We start from the raw sequence: 14402 nt of genomic DNA, 5'->3' as shown, positions 1-14402 counted from the left end.
GGTGGCCAGTTGATGGCAACGCGCGCAGGAAGGGCATGGATAACCCTGCGACTTGCATTAGTCACACGATTGCTACACACTGCGGATGCATTGCGGTTCAGCGACGGTGGACTTGACTTTGTTACGGAGTCGCCGCACACCGCGGATGAATCGGAGCACGTTCACGGCGTTCGCTTGAAAGTGTGACGGCGCTGACGCATCCTAAGAGCAGCCAGACAGCCCGAAGCCGCCGCTGGCCCCAAACTTGCATCACATGAAAGATCGTTCCCCATCCCGGGGAACGGTCTTTTTTGTTGCCCAAATATCACCGCATACAGAAATGGATCCATCATGACCGCCAATCCACAGTCCAATGACCGCACCCACCTTGACTCCATTTTTGAGCTCAACGTCTTCCCCGATAGTGATGACGATTTGGGCCACCGGATTCTGGAATTCGCCGTGTACCCGATGCTCATCACGAGCGATCCAGGCACAGCAACTGTGTTGGGGGGAATCGATACTAAACACCTGTTGGCACTCCGCCGGGTGGCCGTCGACAGTCTTTGCCTGGCCCCAGGCGAGGTTTCAGCCCTGGTCTTCCACGACGGTTGGTTGACCATCGGCTTCGACGCCGAGTGCTGGACCCCCGCGGATGTGGAAATCCTTTTCGGCCAAAAACTGGGCAACCACGTAATGGCCGTATTGACCGCGGCCCATGAATCCGAATGGAGCGGCGTGGATCAAGACGGCATCCGCTACCGCAGCCCAAAGGGTGTGAGCCGAAGGAACCTCATGCGGTGCAAGGCGCTGCAAAAGACTTTGTCATCGCGCTAGCACCGCGCTCGCACCGTGTTGCAGCGGCCGGGCCCTCCCACCAATCCATATACAAACAGGAAGCGAAGAAATGAAGACAACAAGTAAAACTCACAGAAGCAACCTGCCTGGAGTGCGGAGGACCTCTCGCTTGTGCAACGGGATTATTATCGACGATCGCTCTTTGGCAGCGATACGTTACCGCACGGCGGTCCTTGTCGAAGCGTTCTTGGCCGAGGCATCCGTTCTCACCACGGCAGTCCCTGCAGACCTCAAGGTGGAAATCTCGTTCACCGTGTCGTTCCACGGTCAAGATTCATCGGCTCAGTACCAGTGCCAGCTCAGCTTTTGGCAGGCCCTGGTTCGCATAAATGATCCAGGGGCAGGTGGTCGACGGCTCGAAGGAACGGCGGACCTAGCGATTGTCTGGGCTGAGTACTTGTTGCACCGTGAGACGATTCACCAATCCGAGTCACGTGATTCCTATCTTCAGTGGCGCAAGCTGGTGCACGAGATGACTCAGGAATCGAAACTAGGACATGGCTGGCTGAGTGGAAGCCGCTGTGCGCAAATCATCCGCCTTGCTACTCGTTTGAGCGATGCATTTGAACCGGCGACACGTCCATCGCTAGTCGCACCGTCGGGGACCTACTTGGGGAACGCTGACGATAGCTGGCGATACACAGGAGCCCGCTAGTCGGCAGCCCGGGCCATCGGTCGGCGAGCCTACCGCTGCGTGCGGGGCGAAAGAGGCTCTTCCGCTCGAAAGTTACTGCTGGGTAACATGATGGTATGCACCTTCTCCTGCGCACCCTGCTGCATCTCTTGCTGTCCAGCCGCCAGCCCCGGCTGAGCATCTGGGACACCTCGTCCATGCCGATGCGCGTACTTTTCACCGATGTGGACATCAACATGCATATCAACAACGGCATGTATTTCTCCCTGATGGACATCGGACGCTTTGACCTCCTGGTGCGCTCCGGGGCGTGGAAGGCGGCGCGGCGCAGGGGCTGGAATCCGGTGGTGAGCGCGGAGACCATTGCCTTCCGGAAGTCGCTGAAGCTGGGCCAGCGGTACACCATCGAGTCCAGGATCCTGGGCTTCGATGAGAAGGCGATGTACTTTGAGCAGCGCATGGTGGCCGACGGCGAAATCTATGCCCGCGCCTACATCGCCTCGCGGTTGGTGGCCAACGGTGGCCCGGTCGGCAACGAGGACATCTTTGCCGAGATCGGCCAGCCGCCGGCGGGGCTGGAGCTGCCACCGTGGATCCACGAGTGGCGCGAGGCCAATGCGCTGCCCGGCTCCCGCCGCCCCGCGCCACACGCCTGGGCCCAAGAAACTGTGTAGCAGTAGATGCTCTTCTGGTGCCCCATGGGAGCATCTGCTGTTGCACAGTTGGGGTGGTTAGGCAACCTCGGGGGGAGTGCCCTCCAGTACCGGAATGCCCAGCGGTCGGGCGTAGTAGGCCCAGGGGAACCACATCTTTCCGATCTTCTGCCACCCGGCGGCCTCGAGCTTGTTCCCGCGCGCAAGGGGAACGCGCAGGTGCTCCCATTGCTGGGTGTCGGCGGCCATGATGTGGTGCAGGGTGCCGAAGCCCACGGAGTGCCAGCCGTGCCGGCCGAGCCGGTTCAGGACCTCCATCTCCGTGAAAGAGGTCAGCGGGCTGACCACCTTGGTGTGTTCCGTGGCAATGCCGGGTTCACCGGAGGCCTTGCCGAAGCGCTGCTGCGCGGCCTGCCGGCTCATGCCCAGCTCGCGGCCGATCCGTTCCCAGCTGTGCCCGGCGAGCCTGGCCGCAGCGACGGCGGAGTCCAGCAACGCCGAGGTCTCCTCGCGGGCGGCGTTGGTGAGCGTTACCAGGTCGATGTAGGCCTCGGGGTCGGTGGCCAGCCGCTGCGCCAGGGCCGGGTCGGCCGCGGCGATGGCCTCGGAGAGCAGCGGGCCAAGATCGGCAGGGACGGGGCGTGGATTCGGGGGCTGCGTCGCGTTCATGCATGTCAATCTAAGGTTGACGACGAAAATTGTCAACCAGAAGTTGACCGCTACAGATTGTTGAACAATTTGGATTAATGCGTCATTCTGGAGGAACAACACCGCTAGAGACTGGGATCACAATGGCCACCATTGACCTAAACAGCGACGTCGGAGAATCCTTCGGCAACTGGACGTTTGGCGACGACGCCGCCATCATTTCCAGCGTTTCCAGCGTCAATGTGGCCTGCGGCTTCCACGCCGGGGACCCGAGCGGCATCCGCGCCACCTGCGCCGCCGCTGCCGCAGCAGGCGTCACGGTGGGCGCCCACCCGGGCTACCGCGACCTCGCCGGATTCGGCCGCCGCTTTCTCGACATGGCCCCACAGGAGCTCACGGACGACGTCGTCTACCAGATCGGTGCCCTCCAGGGCCTGGCCCGCGCCGCCGGCACCTCCGTCAAGTACGTCAAGCCGCATGGCGCCCTCTACAACACCATCGTGCACCACGGAGCCCAGGCCCAGGCCGTCGTCGACGCCGTACTGTCCGTGGATCCCACGCTGCCGCTGATGGTGCTGCCGGGCTCGGAGATCCAGCGCGCCGCCCGCGCCGCCGGCCTGCGCACCGTGGCCGAGGCCTTTGCCGACCGCGCCTACAACGCCGACGGCACCCTTGTCTCCCGGCGCGAACCCGGCGCCGTCCTGCACAGCACCGACGCCGTCGTCGAGCACGTCCTGCAGCTGGTGACCCAGGGGACCATCACCGCCATCGACGGCACCGTCATCGAGGTGGCTGCCGAGAGCATCTGCCTGCACGGGGACACCCCCGGCGCCGTGGCAATGGCGCAGGCCGTCTACGCCGCGCTGCGTGCCGAGGGCATCACCATTGAAAGCTTCGCGTAGGTGCCGGCCATGACCGACGCCGGCGTCCGCGCCATCCTCCCTGCCGGGGACCGCGCCATCCTGGTGGAGCTGGACTCCCTCGCCGCCGTGCTCAGCCTGCAGGCGGCCCTGCAGGCGCACCCGCTGGCCGGGCAGCTCGACGTGGTGGCCGCGGCCTCCACCGTCCTGGTCACCGCCGCCACCAGCGATGCCGCCCGCACGATTGCCGCGCACGTGCGCACGCTGGACCTGAGCCAGCGTCCCGAGATTGACGCCGCCCTGGTCGCCATCGATGTGGTGTACGACGGCGAGGACCTCGCCGCCGTGGGCGAGCTCACCGGCCTGGGGGCGGAGGGTGTGGTGGCAGCCCACACCGGTTCCGTCTGGACCGCAGCCTTTGGCGGCTTCGCCCCCGGTTTCACCTACCTGGCCGGCGGCGATCCCCGGCTGGAGGTGCCGCGGCGTGCCACGCCGCGCACCGCTGTGCCCGCCGGCGCCGTGGCGCTGGGCGGCGCGTACTCGGCCGTCTACCCCCGCCCGACCCCCGGCGGCTGGCAGCTCATCGGCCGCACCGACGCCGTCCTCTGGGATCTGGACCGCGACAGCCCGGCCCTGGTCCGGCCGGGCAACCGCGTGCAGTTCAATGCCGTGCGCGCCACCGCGTTGGCCCCGAGCGCCGCCGCGGCTGCTACGTCCGCTCCGGAATCCCCGGCCGCCGGCACTGCTGCTGCGGGCACCGCCCCAGGGCTCGCCGTCGTCCGTTCCGGGCTCCAGTCCACCATCCAGGACCTGGGCCGCCCCGGCAGCGCGGACCTGGGCGTCACCACCTCCGGCGCGATGGACCGCGGCGCGCTGCGCCAGGCCAACCGGCTGGCGGGCAACCCAGCGGGTGCCGCAGGCATCGAGGTACTGCACGGCGGGCTGGCCCTTGCCGCGCTGGCGGACCAAGTGCTGGCCGTGGCCGGCGCACCAGTGGACCTGGCCATCACCGACGTCGACGGCGGGGAGCGCGAGGTGCCCATGCTGGCGCCGTTCGCCCTGCTGGCAGGGGAAACCCTGGAGCTTGGCGTCCCGCAGTCCGGGCTGCGCAGCTATGTGGCCGTCCGCGGCGGGCTCGATGCACCGCTGATCCTCGGCAGCCGGTCCACTGACACCATGTCCGGCATCGGCCCCGCGCCGCTGGCCCCCGGCGCCCTGCTGGGCGTCCTCGAGGCAGCGCCGTGGTCGGTGGTGGGCAACCCCGAGCTGGCCGCCGCCGAGGCGCCGGAGGTCACCGAGCTGCGCATGGTGCCCGGCCCGCGCCAGGACTGGTTCGATGACGCCGTCGTCGCCGGCTTCGGCGGGCAGGAATGGACTGTCACCCCGCAGTCCAACCGGATCGGCCTGCGGCTGTCCGGCACCGCTCTGGAGCGCAACCGCGACGGCGAGCTCGCCAGCGAGGGCACCGTCCGCGGCGCCATCCAGGTGCCTCCGTCGGGCCAGCCCGTGCTCTTCCTCTCCGACCACCCGGTGACAGGCGGCTACCCGGTGATCGGCGTGGTGGCCACGGTGGACCTGGACAAGGCGGCCCAGCTGCCGCCCGGCGCCCGGGTCCGCTTTGTTCCGGACACCTCCGCCGCGTCAGCGCTCTAAACTTTTTTGCACTTTTGATTAAGGAATTCCCCATGCACAAGGTCCTCATTGCCAACCGCGGCGAAATCGCCATCCGGATCGCCCGCTCGTGCGACGACGCCGGAATGGAGACGGTGGGCATCTACGCCGACGTCGACGCGGATGCGCTGCACGTTGACGCCGTCACCGAGGCCTACGCTTTGGGTGGCAACAGCCCCGCGGAGACCTACCTGAACGTCGAAAAGGTGCTGGCCATTGCGCTGCGCGCCGGCGCCGACGCCGTGCACCCCGGCTACGGCTTCCTGTCCGAGAACGCGGACTTTGCGCAGGCCGTTCTGGACGCCGGGCTGGTGTGGATCGGCCCGACCCCCGACGCCATCCGCACGCTGGGCAACAAGGTCAGCGCCCGCGAGATCGCCGTCCGCGTCGGCGCACCGCTGGCTCCGGGCAGCGACGGCCCGGTGGCCTCCGCCGCCGAGGTGCGCGATTTTGCCGCGATCCACGGCCTGCCCGTGGCCATCAAGGCAGCCTTTGGCGGCGGCGGGCGCGGCCTGAAGGTGGTCTGGGAGATGGATGCCATCGAGGAGGCCTTCGCCTCCGCCGTGCGCGAATCCAAGGCCGCTTTTGGCCGCGACGAGTGCTTTGTGGAGAAGTTCCTGCACCGTCCCCGCCATGTGGAGGCCCAGGTGCTGGCCGATACGCACGGCCATGTGATTGTCGCCGGCACTCGCGACTGTTCGCTGCAGCGCCGCCACCAGAAGTTGGTGGAGGAAGCCCCGGCCCCCTTCCTAACCGAGGCCCAGCGGGAGAGCATCTACACCTCCGCCAAGGCCATCTGCCGCGAGGCCGGCTACACCGGCGCCGGCACCGTGGAGTACCTGGTGGCCGCCGACGGCACTGTCTCCTTCCTGGAGGTCAACACCCGCCTGCAGGTGGAGCACCCCATCACCGAGGAAACCTCGCGCATCGACCTGGTCGCCGCCCAGCTGTCCATCGCCGCCGGCAAGCCGCTGCCGTGGACCGAGGATCCGCAGCCGAGCGGGCACTCCTTCGAATTCCGCATCAACGCCGAGGACGTGGCCCGGGGCTTCCTGCCCTCGCCCGGCACGGTTACCGGCTTCACCGTGCCCACCGGCCCGGGCATCCGCGTGGATTCGGGCGTGCGCACCGGCTCCGTGGTGCCGGGCACCTTCGATTCCCTGCTGGCCAAGCTGGTGGTGACGGGAGCAACCCGCGAACAGGCACTGCGCCGCGCCCGCCGCGCCCTGGCCGAGTTCCGCATCGACGGACTGGCCACGGTGCTGCCGTTCCACCGGGCCGTGGTCCGCGACGCCGATTTCACGCGTGCGGATGCCATGGGCGTCTACACCACGTGGATCGAGAGCGAATTCACCGACCGACTGGCCGCCGATCCCGAGTTCAGCGTGGCCGCCCCGGCGGGCGAACGCCGCACCATCAGCATTGAGCTCGACGGCAAGCGGATGGCCCTGGGCCTGCCCGCCGAACTGCTGGATGGCCTGCGCAACGGCGGCATGGCGGCCGGTCTGCAGTTTGCCGAAACCGCCGACGACGACGCCGCCGACCCCGCCGAGCTGCGCGCCACGATGGCCGGTTCCGTGGTGAAGTGGCTGGTGGAGCCGGGCACCGAGGTGGCCGAGGGCGAGGCGGTGCTGGTGATTGAGGCGATGAAGATGGAGACCACCGTCTGCGCCCACCGCGACGGCGTGCTCGGCGAGCCGCTGGTCGGCGACGGCGACGCCGTCGTGCTGGACACAGTGCTCACCACCATCGGCTAGAAACCTCAAACTGTCCCGCAGATAACGCTCGCTTCAGCCCTCAAGCGGACGATAACTGCGGGACAGTTGTGGTTAAAGCTGGGTGGCCAACCACTCGTCGATGCGGCGCTGCGCCTCCGCCGGGTCCACATCCTCGACCCGGGTCATGATGGCCCAGCGGTGGCCGAACGGGTCCAGCAGGGCACCGAAGCGGTCGCCCGTGACAAAGGTGGACGGCTCCTCAAAGGCCGTCGCACCGGCGTCGACGGCGGCCCGCCAGACCGCGTCCACGTCGGTGCAGTAGAACACGTAGGAGTGGTTGACCGCGTTGGTGCCGTCCGGCGGGAGCAGCCCCATCGAGGGGACGGGATCGCTGAGCTGCAGCCGGCCGTTGCCGAAATCCAGCTCGGCATGGGCGATCCTGCCGTCCGGCCCGTCCGTCTTGCCCACCAGGGTGGCGCCAAAAACGGAGGTGTAGAAGGCGATGGCGGCGCCGACACCGTCCACCACCAGGTACGGGGTGAGGGACGTGTAGCCGGCGGGAATGGGGGCCACTGCTGGTTTCTCTGCGGTCATGGCATCCATCCTGCCTAGACTGCCTCTATGGATTCTTGGACAAATGCGACAACCGGGGACCAACCGGCGGCGGCGTTGCCACAGACCACCACCACGGCCGGAATCCTGCGGCCGGAGCTGGTGGGCCAGACCTTCTCCCTGCAGCGCTACCCGTGCGACCCCCGACTGGAGCCCTACCTTGAGCACTACTGGGCCGTGGAGTGGCGGCTCGCCGGGAAGCGGGTCCAGCAGTCCGACGTCCTCTCGCATCCGGCCGTCCACCTGACCATCGAAGAGGGCAGCACTGGCCGCTATGGCCTGGTGCTGCCGGCGGCGCTGGTGCACGGCGTGCCCACCCGGCGCTTCGAGATCGGACTCAGCGGCAGCGGGCGGGTGCTGGGTGCCAAGTTCCGGCCGGGCGGATTCGCCGCGCTGGCCGGCGTTTCGGTGCAGGGCCTCACGGACCGCGTCCTGCCGGTGGAGGCGCTGTGGCCGGAGGGTGCAGCGCTTACCGGCGATGTCCTCGCCGTGGAGGCCGACGCCGGGCGCTGCGCCGTGCTGGATGCATTCCTGCTCTCCCGGCTGCCCAGGCCCGACCCCCGCTATCCGCTGGTGCTGGCGATCGTTGCCGACGCCCTTGCCGACAGGTCCGCCACCACCGTCGAGGAGGTGGCGCGGCGGCACAACATCAGCGTCCGCACGCTCCAGCGGCTGGCCAGAAGGTACATCGGCGTCGGGGCCAAGTGGCTGATCCGCCGCTTCCGCCTGCACGACGCCGTGGTGGACCTGCAGGCGAATCCGGACCGGGACCTCGCCGCCCTGGCCCAGGATTTGGGCTGGTACGACCAGGCGCACTTCACACGGGACTTCACGGCCGCCGTGGGCACCAGCCCGGCCCGCTACGCCCGCGGCTTGGCCTGATCCGGCGGGCAGCTCTTGCACACCATTCATCCCTGCGGCTACTTCTTCCCTCCCCAGGGCTGATAGACCGCTTATTTGGCCGGAACGGACCTGGGGGCGGGTTAGCGTCGAGCTATGAAAATCATTAGGGCGTTTGCGCGATATTGGGGTGCGCCGGCAGTGGCCGCACTGTTCTTTGTCTTGTGGTGCGTGGCGGAGGCGGGACGGATGGGCGGCAGCTTTGCCCACTGGCTGGACGCATGGGCGCTGGCCGCCTTCACCGTGGCGCTGGGCATTTCCGCCCGGTTCCCGGTGGCGTCCATGGGGATCATCGGGGCGTTCCTGGGGGCGCAGCTGCTGCGCCTGTTCCCCGCTATGCAGGCGCAATCCTGGCCGATCTATTTTGCCGCGGCGGCTGTGCTGTTCTTCGTGGCGTTCAATGCACGGCGCAAGGTGGCGCTGGCTGGACTCATCCTGGCCCCTATCTGCGCCGCTCTTATGGCGCTGGTGGTCTTCCTGCGCTGGCGTGGATTCACAGCTGCCCTTCCGGCCGGGGCGCCCCCTATAGGGGATATGGTGGTTCGCGGTGTGCGGTACGCGCTTGTGTTTGCGGCAGCCATGGTGGTCTGCGGGCTGGCGGGCTATGTCCTGCGCATTGCCATGGAGCGCCGGGAGCTCGTCGGAGCACGCGAGGTGGCCGAGGAAGGCCTGCGCGCCACGGAGATTGAACTGTTGATGGAGCAGGAGCGCAGCCGGATTTCCCGGGACCTGCACGATGTCCTGGCCCATTCACTGGCCGTCATTGTGGCCCAGTCCGATGGTGCCCGCTATCTCGCCACGGACCAGGCCCAGCCGGTGGTGTCCGCTCTGGAAAACATCTCCGCCGCGGCGCGGTTGGCCCTGGTGGACGCGCAGCGTGCCATTGAGGGCGTGCGCGACGACGGCGCCCCGGCGGCCCAGCCGGCCCTGGCCGACGTCGCCGGTCTCTTGGCGCGGTTCGCCGAGGCCGGACTGGTGGTCGAACAGACGGAATCGGGCGCGCCCGTCGAACTGGGCGGCGGCGCGGAGCTGGCCGTGTTCCGCATCGTCCAGGAGAGCCTGACCAATGCGCTCAAGCATTCAGGCCCCGGCGCCCGCTGCACGGTCCATCTGGACTGGAACGGCCCGGGGCTGTCCGTTCAGATCGCCTCCTGTGGCGGGGGCCGGCAGGAGGCCGCCCCGGCTGGCACGGGCCGAGGCATTCCCGGCATGCGTGAACGTGCCTATCTGGCCGGCGGTTGGCTGACGGCCGGTCCGGATGCGGACAGCTTCCGGGTCACCGCGTTCATTCCGTACGGGCAGGCGCCCCTTCAGGCGGTGCCGGCGTTGGCTCTTGCCGGCACCAGCTCCGTCCCGTCATCGGCGTTGGCGGTCCGCGGCGATGACTGACGACGACGGGCGCATCGCCGTCGCCCTGGTGGATGATCAGCCGCTGTTCCGCAGTGGAATCCAGATGTTGATCGAATCCCAGCCGGATATGCGCTTCTGCGGAGGCGCCGCGAATGGGCAGGAGGCCGTGGAACTCGCCGCGGCGCAGAATCCGGACGTGATGCTGATGGATCTTCGGATGCCTGTGCTGGACGGAGTGGCTGCAACGCGCCGGATTGTCGAGGCGGCGCACCATGCCGGAACGGACAAGCCGAAGATCATTGCACTGACCACATTCAACCGCGACGAGGCAGTGGTTGGCGCCATCAGGGCGGGGGCCAGCGGATACCTCCTCAAGAGTGCGGAGCCCGAGTTCCTGCTCTCGGCCATCCGAACGGTGTATTCCGGGTACTCCGTGATTGCTCCCGGCTCCGTGCATGACCTCTTTGCGCATCTGGCCCGCAACCCCGAGCCACGTCAACCGGACCTGCAGGCCATCGAGGTCCTGTCCCCTCGCGAAAGGGATGTCTTCCTCCTGGTGGCAAAGGGGCTGGCCAACGCCGACATCGCCGAGGGCATGTTCCTGTCCGAAGCCACGGTCAAGTCCCATGTGCGGACCATCCTGGCCAAACTTGGGGTGCGGACCCGGATTCAACTGGTGGCCTTCGCCTACGAGCACCGGCTGTTGGGCTGATTCGCCCGCGTGCATGCGGGCCGTTGCGGGACTGCGCTGCCGCCCTCTCGGCCTATGTCCACAGTGGGTCAGCGGCCGCGTGGATAAATGTTTTCATAGTGCCGCCTGTGGAGGAAGCTGGTTATAGTTTTCGTTCTGAAAAGATCTAAAATACTGGAATTTTTATCGAATATATCTTCTATATATGTATGGTGCTGTCGTCTATGCTGGCGTAAAATTGGGGCATGGCGGCAGCCCGGACGGAGCCGCAAGGGGCATCGGGGCCCCGCCTCAACGGCGATGGGGGAACCATGGCGGACCGCACGGCAGCACCAATACTGGGTGACGGTCCGGCCTCCGGGCGGGCCGGTGCCGGCGGCCCTGGCGCCTTTGCCGCTTCCCGCACGAACTCCCTGACCGCGGCCGGCATTGCCGGCTGGATCGAGGCCCTGTCGGGACCCATCGGCGCCGGCACCTCCGCCCCGCCCGCCGTGTCCACTCTGGGGACGGCCGCTCCCGGGTCCTCCCGTTCCGGCCCAACCGCCCCCGGCGCCGCTGCCCCCGGCCCGGCCGTGTCCGCGGTGTCCGCCGGTGCGGGCCTGATTGACCAGATCCGGGCGTTGGAGGAGCTCAAGGGCGCCGCCGCGGCCCGGCAGGCGGTCCTGGCGACCGTGTTCGACGGGCTGCAGCGGGCGGGGCAGGAGGCCTTGGGCGTGCCCGCCACACGGCTCGGGAAGGGCGTGGCGGAGCAGTTGGCGCTGGCGCGGCGGGACCCGCCGGCCCGGGGTGCCCGGCATCTGGGCCTGGCGAGGGTGTTGGTGCGGGAGATGCCGCACACCCTGCACGCCCTGTCGCTGGGGCGGATCACGGAGTGGCGGGCCACTTTGCTGGTGCGCGAGACCGCGTGCCTGTCGGTGCCGGACCGGATGGGCGTGGACGAGGCGGTGGCCGGGGACCTGGACGCGTTGGAATCCTTGAACGACCGGGCCCTGGTGGGGCGGGTGCGGGCGTTGGCGTACCGGGCGGACGCGGCCGGGTTCGTGGCCGCGCGGGAGCAGGCGGTGGGGGAGCGGACCGTGTCGTGCCGGCCGGCGCCGGGGGGAATGGTGTTCCTTTCGGCCCTGCTGCCGCTCAAGGCCGGGGTCAGTGCCCTGGCCGTCCTGGACCGGGAGGCGTCCTGGCTGCGGAACACCGGGGATCCGCGCAGCCGCGGCCAGGTCATGGCCGACACGCTCGTGGAACGGCTGACCGGTGCCGCTGAGGCGGCCAACACGGTGGTCGAGGTCCAGCTGGTGGTCACGGACCGGGCGCTGTTCGCCAACGGGGACGACCCGGCCTACCTGCCCGGGTACGGGGTAATCCCGGCCGCGGACGCGCGCCGCCTCGCCACCCCCGCCGCCGACAGCGGCAGCAACGGTCCAACTGCCGGCTCCGCGACAGGTGGAGGCGCGGACGGAGCCGGGGGCGGCGCAGCCGCAGCCCCCTCTGCAGCCCCCTCCGCCGGCAGCGCCAAGGGCAGCGCCGGTGCGGCCACTGCCGCGGGCCCCGCCGCCGGTGGTCCTGCGGTTCCGGGGGCGGTGTTGGGGGCGTCGGACCGGGTGCGGATCCGGCGGCTGTTCACCGCCCCGGGCACCGGGGAGCTGGTCGGCATGGATTCGAGGGCGCGCCGGTTCCCGGCCTCGCTGCAGCGCTTCATTAGGGCCCGGGACCAGGTCTGTAGGACCCCGTGGTGCGGGGCGCCGATCCGGCACGCGGACCACGTCACAGCCTGGGCCGCCGGGGGACCGACGGATGTGGCCAACGGCCAGGGGTTGTGCGAACGCTGCAACCAGACCAAGGAACTTCAGGGCTGGGCCGCAGCCGTCATCGACGGGCCCCGGCACACGGTGGTGACGACGACCCCGACCGGGCACTCCTACACGAGCACCGCGCCACTCTTGCCGGGCACGCCCGTGCCCGGGACGCCGGCGTGGTTTCCGGCCGGACAGGACGCACCGGAAGGCCTGGACGGGCTGCCGGCCGCCGCCGTGCCGGATGCCTTCCTGCCGGCCGCCCTGCAAGAAGCGCCGGGGCGGGGTGCCGGGTTCGAGGGAATGTACGGGTTCCCGGCACCGGAGGAATTCCCGGCACCGCCCTCTGACTTTTTGGACCCGGATTTCCTGGACCCGGACGTTCCGGACTTCCTGGACCCTGGGGCCGGCTGGGACGCCAGCGAACCGGACGGGGCCTCGCTCGAGGACGACGCGGCCCTGCTGGCCGGGTCCGAGGACTGGGACTGGATGGTCCTCCGGCCACAACGCAATAGCCAACGCAGCCGCCGGGGCAGCCAACTCGACCACAGCAGAAGGCGTCCGCGCAGGGCCAAAGTGACAGTGGTGGAAGGGTCAGCCCCGTGACGCCCGGTACCGTGACGCCCGGCAGCATTCTGGCACCCCGCACCTGTGGCCAGCCGTCAAGGCCAGCGCACGCCATGTCGGCTTCACACCTGAAGCCAAAGCACGCCCCACCCGCGCCAGCCCGGGGCTGGAGCGCTGTGCCACGAGATGGTTCCCCGGTATTCAGCGGAGGGCGGCGGCGGGTCCGGCCGAATCAGGGAATGGCCAGCACCACGGGGTCCGTCATGGCCGGGCCGCCACACTGCTCGGAGCCGCCCACGCGCTTCCAATTGAGCATGAAGGTTTTCTGGGCCAGAATCGCCCCCGCGGCGTCTGCGGCCTGGACCGTGATCCATTCGGGGTTGTTCATGCCGACGTCGTAGTGCCAGATGGTGTCGCTCTGGCGGGTGACGCTTCCGGTGCCAAAAGTGGGGGCGGCGGAGGCGGAGACACCACCCGGAACACAGCCTGCGCCGTCGCAGATGGTCAGCGAGGCCACCTTGGCAGCGTTGCCCGTCAGGGAGATGTCCACGCCATCGATCCAGCCGATGGCGGGGCACGCGGTGGGCCGGGAATCGCGCAAGATGGCGCCGACGATCAAGGCCATGGCGATGGCAGCCATGAGGGGAACCACAATCAGGCTCACTTGGTGTCGGCGTTCCATTCTGAACCGCATGTTGGCCATGCTACCGGCGATCGTTGGGAGCCAGCAGTGAGCATGCTGGGAGCGGCGGCGGGGAGGAGCCGAGCGGCCCGGGCGGGTGCGCGCTAAGATCGGCACATGCTGCCGTCCGACATGCCCAAGACAAGCACTCCTGTGCAGCCCAAGTACCCCGTGCGCACCGAGCGTCTGAGGCTTCGTCCGGTGCGGATGAAAGACCTCGCGGCGGTCAATGCGTACCGGTCCCTGCCGGACGTCACCCGCTACCTGCCGCACGGCCCGCACACCATGGCGGACACCGAGGCCACGCTGCGCTCCATGGTGGCCCAGGCCGGCCTCCAGGTGCCGGGCCAGTGGTTGGATCTGGCGGTTGAACTCGACGGCAGCCCCACCGCCGTCGGCGAAGTGCTGCTGAAGTGGAATGCTGGGGATCCCCGCCAGGGCGAAATCGGCTTCGTCTTCCACCCCTCCGTCCAGGGCCGTGGCATTGCGCAGGAGGCCGTCCGCGAGGCGTTGCGGATTGCCTTTGACGACTTTGGCTGGCATCGGGTGGAAGGCATCTGCGACGAGCGCAATGAGCGCTCGGCCGCACTGATGGAACGCCTGGGCATGCGCCGCGAGGCCACGTTCAAGGATGCGGACTGGTTCAAGGGGGAGTGGTCCACGCTGTGCTACTTCGGCATGCTGCGGCGTGAATGGATGGCTGTCAAAGAACGTCTGTGACGGGCGCCTCTCCAACACAACTACCGCCAGTTGCCTCCCCAATCTCGCTTCGCTCGATCGGGGCCCCGC

13 protein-coding genes are annotated in these 14402 nt (G+C 68.5%); 10 read left to right on the top strand and 3 right to left on the bottom strand.

Annotated features, from left to right (window positions below):
* The first annotated feature begins 330 nt into the window (after positions 1–330).
* Positions 331–816, top strand: a complete 486-nt coding sequence (locus ACQCSX_RS13175) for a hypothetical protein (RefSeq protein ID WP_427015759.1) — start codon at positions 331–333, stop codon at positions 814–816.
* Between the two features lie 771 nt (positions 817–1587).
* Complete coding sequence (locus ACQCSX_RS13170) at positions 1588–2145, top strand: acyl-CoA thioesterase (RefSeq protein ID WP_427015758.1); 558 nt, start codon at positions 1588–1590, stop codon at positions 2143–2145.
* 57 nt (positions 2146–2202) lie between these two features.
* Here ACQCSX_RS13170 and ACQCSX_RS13165 read toward each other — a convergent pair whose 3' ends face one another.
* The gene (locus ACQCSX_RS13165; RefSeq protein WP_427015757.1) at positions 2203–2793 is read right to left on the bottom strand and encodes a hypothetical protein; all 591 of its coding nucleotides are present in this window, start codon (positions 2791–2793) and stop codon (positions 2203–2205) included.
* A 122-nt stretch (positions 2794–2915) separates the two neighbouring features.
* On the opposite strand from ACQCSX_RS13165, the gene ACQCSX_RS13160 reads away from it, so the two are divergent.
* The 3 genes from ACQCSX_RS13160 to ACQCSX_RS13150 are packed head-to-tail and all read left to right on the top strand — an operon-like array spanning position 2916 to position 7060.
* Positions 2916–3674 (top strand): LamB/YcsF family protein, encoded by a 759-nt coding sequence (locus tag ACQCSX_RS13160; RefSeq protein ID WP_427015756.1) that lies wholly within the window; start codon positions 2916–2918, stop codon positions 3672–3674.
* Positions 3675–3683: 9 nt separating this feature from the next.
* The gene (locus ACQCSX_RS13155) at positions 3684–5285 is read left to right on the top strand and encodes a 5-oxoprolinase/urea amidolyase family protein (RefSeq protein ID WP_427015755.1); all 1602 of its coding nucleotides are present in this window, start codon (positions 3684–3686) and stop codon (positions 5283–5285) included.
* A 32-nt stretch (positions 5286–5317) separates the two neighbouring features.
* Positions 5318–7060: an acetyl/propionyl/methylcrotonyl-CoA carboxylase subunit alpha gene (locus ACQCSX_RS13150; protein WP_427015754.1), complete on the top strand. Its 1743-nt coding sequence runs from the start codon at positions 5318–5320 to the stop codon at positions 7058–7060.
* Positions 7061–7132: 72 nt separating this feature from the next.
* Here the strand turns inward: ACQCSX_RS13150 and ACQCSX_RS13145 are convergent, their stop codons facing one another.
* Positions 7133–7615, bottom strand: coding sequence for a VOC family protein (locus ACQCSX_RS13145; RefSeq protein ID WP_427015753.1), 483 nt, complete (start codon positions 7613–7615; stop codon positions 7133–7135).
* Positions 7616–7642: 27 nt separating this feature from the next.
* On the opposite strand from ACQCSX_RS13145, the gene ACQCSX_RS13140 reads away from it, so the two are divergent.
* The 4 genes from ACQCSX_RS13140 to ACQCSX_RS13125 all read left to right on the top strand — a co-directional run bounded on the left by ACQCSX_RS13140 (position 7643) and on the right by ACQCSX_RS13125 (position 12970).
* The gene (locus ACQCSX_RS13140; RefSeq protein WP_427015752.1) at positions 7643–8515 is read left to right on the top strand and encodes an AraC family transcriptional regulator; all 873 of its coding nucleotides are present in this window, start codon (positions 7643–7645) and stop codon (positions 8513–8515) included.
* Positions 8516–8629: 114 nt separating this feature from the next.
* The gene (locus tag ACQCSX_RS13135; protein ID WP_427015751.1) at positions 8630–9922 is read left to right on the top strand and encodes a sensor histidine kinase; all 1293 of its coding nucleotides are present in this window, start codon (positions 8630–8632) and stop codon (positions 9920–9922) included.
* Positions 9915–10595 carry a response regulator gene (locus ACQCSX_RS13130; RefSeq protein WP_427015750.1) on the top strand — a complete coding sequence of 227 codons (681 nt, stop codon included), beginning with the start codon at positions 9915–9917 and terminating at the stop codon, positions 10593–10595. The genes ACQCSX_RS13135 and ACQCSX_RS13130 overlap by 8 nt, the downstream gene beginning before the upstream one ends.
* A 224-nt stretch (positions 10596–10819) precedes the next feature.
* Positions 10820–12970, top strand: a complete 2151-nt coding sequence (locus ACQCSX_RS13125) for an HNH endonuclease (protein ID WP_427015749.1) — start codon at positions 10820–10822, stop codon at positions 12968–12970.
* A gap of 193 nt (positions 12971–13163) precedes the next feature.
* Here ACQCSX_RS13125 and ACQCSX_RS13120 read toward each other — a convergent pair whose 3' ends face one another.
* Positions 13164–13595: a hypothetical protein gene (locus ACQCSX_RS13120; protein WP_427015748.1), complete on the bottom strand. Its 432-nt coding sequence runs from the start codon at positions 13593–13595 to the stop codon at positions 13164–13166.
* Between the two features lie 150 nt (positions 13596–13745).
* Between ACQCSX_RS13120 and ACQCSX_RS13115 the strand changes: the two genes are divergently transcribed.
* Positions 13746–14333, top strand: coding sequence for a GNAT family N-acetyltransferase (locus tag ACQCSX_RS13115; protein WP_427015747.1), 588 nt, complete (start codon positions 13746–13748; stop codon positions 14331–14333).
* The last annotated feature ends 69 nt before the right edge of the window (positions 14334–14402 follow it).

This window comes from Pseudarthrobacter sp. P1 (genome assembly GCF_050156935.1).
In the GTDB taxonomy this organism is placed as follows: Bacteria; Actinomycetota; Actinomycetes; order Actinomycetales; family Micrococcaceae; genus Specibacter.
Note: the sequence above shows the minus strand (reverse complement) of the source record. Positions and strands in the feature narration are given on the sequence as shown.

Excerpts from the sequence above, each read along its gene's own strand:
- ACQCSX_RS13155 (WP_427015755.1), top strand. The coding sequence starts at position 3,684 with ATGACCGACGCCGGCGTCCGCGCCATCCTCCCTGCCGGGGACCGCGCC.
- ACQCSX_RS13115 (WP_427015747.1), top strand. The coding sequence starts at position 13,746 with ATGCCCAAGACAAGCACTCCTGTGCAGCCCAAGTACCCCGTGCGCACC.
- ACQCSX_RS13160 (WP_427015756.1), top strand. The coding sequence starts at position 2,916 with ATGGCCACCATTGACCTAAACAGCGACGTCGGAGAATCCTTCGGCAAC.
- ACQCSX_RS13170 (WP_427015758.1), top strand. The coding sequence starts at position 1,588 with ATGCACCTTCTCCTGCGCACCCTGCTGCATCTCTTGCTGTCCAGCCGC.
- ACQCSX_RS13130 (WP_427015750.1), top strand. The coding sequence starts at position 9,915 with ATGACTGACGACGACGGGCGCATCGCCGTCGCCCTGGTGGATGATCAG.
- ACQCSX_RS13175 (WP_427015759.1), top strand. The coding sequence starts at position 331 with ATGACCGCCAATCCACAGTCCAATGACCGCACCCACCTTGACTCCATT.
- ACQCSX_RS13140 (WP_427015752.1), top strand. The coding sequence starts at position 7,643 with ATGGATTCTTGGACAAATGCGACAACCGGGGACCAACCGGCGGCGGCG.
- ACQCSX_RS13135 (WP_427015751.1), top strand. The coding sequence starts at position 8,630 with ATGAAAATCATTAGGGCGTTTGCGCGATATTGGGGTGCGCCGGCAGTG.
- ACQCSX_RS13125 (WP_427015749.1), top strand. The coding sequence starts at position 10,820 with ATGGCGGCAGCCCGGACGGAGCCGCAAGGGGCATCGGGGCCCCGCCTC.
- ACQCSX_RS13145 (WP_427015753.1), bottom strand. The coding sequence starts at position 7,615 with ATGACCGCAGAGAAACCAGCAGTGGCCCCCATTCCCGCCGGCTACACG.
- ACQCSX_RS13150 (WP_427015754.1), top strand. The coding sequence starts at position 5,318 with ATGCACAAGGTCCTCATTGCCAACCGCGGCGAAATCGCCATCCGGATC.
- ACQCSX_RS13165 (WP_427015757.1), bottom strand. The coding sequence starts at position 2,793 with ATGAACGCGACGCAGCCCCCGAATCCACGCCCCGTCCCTGCCGATCTT.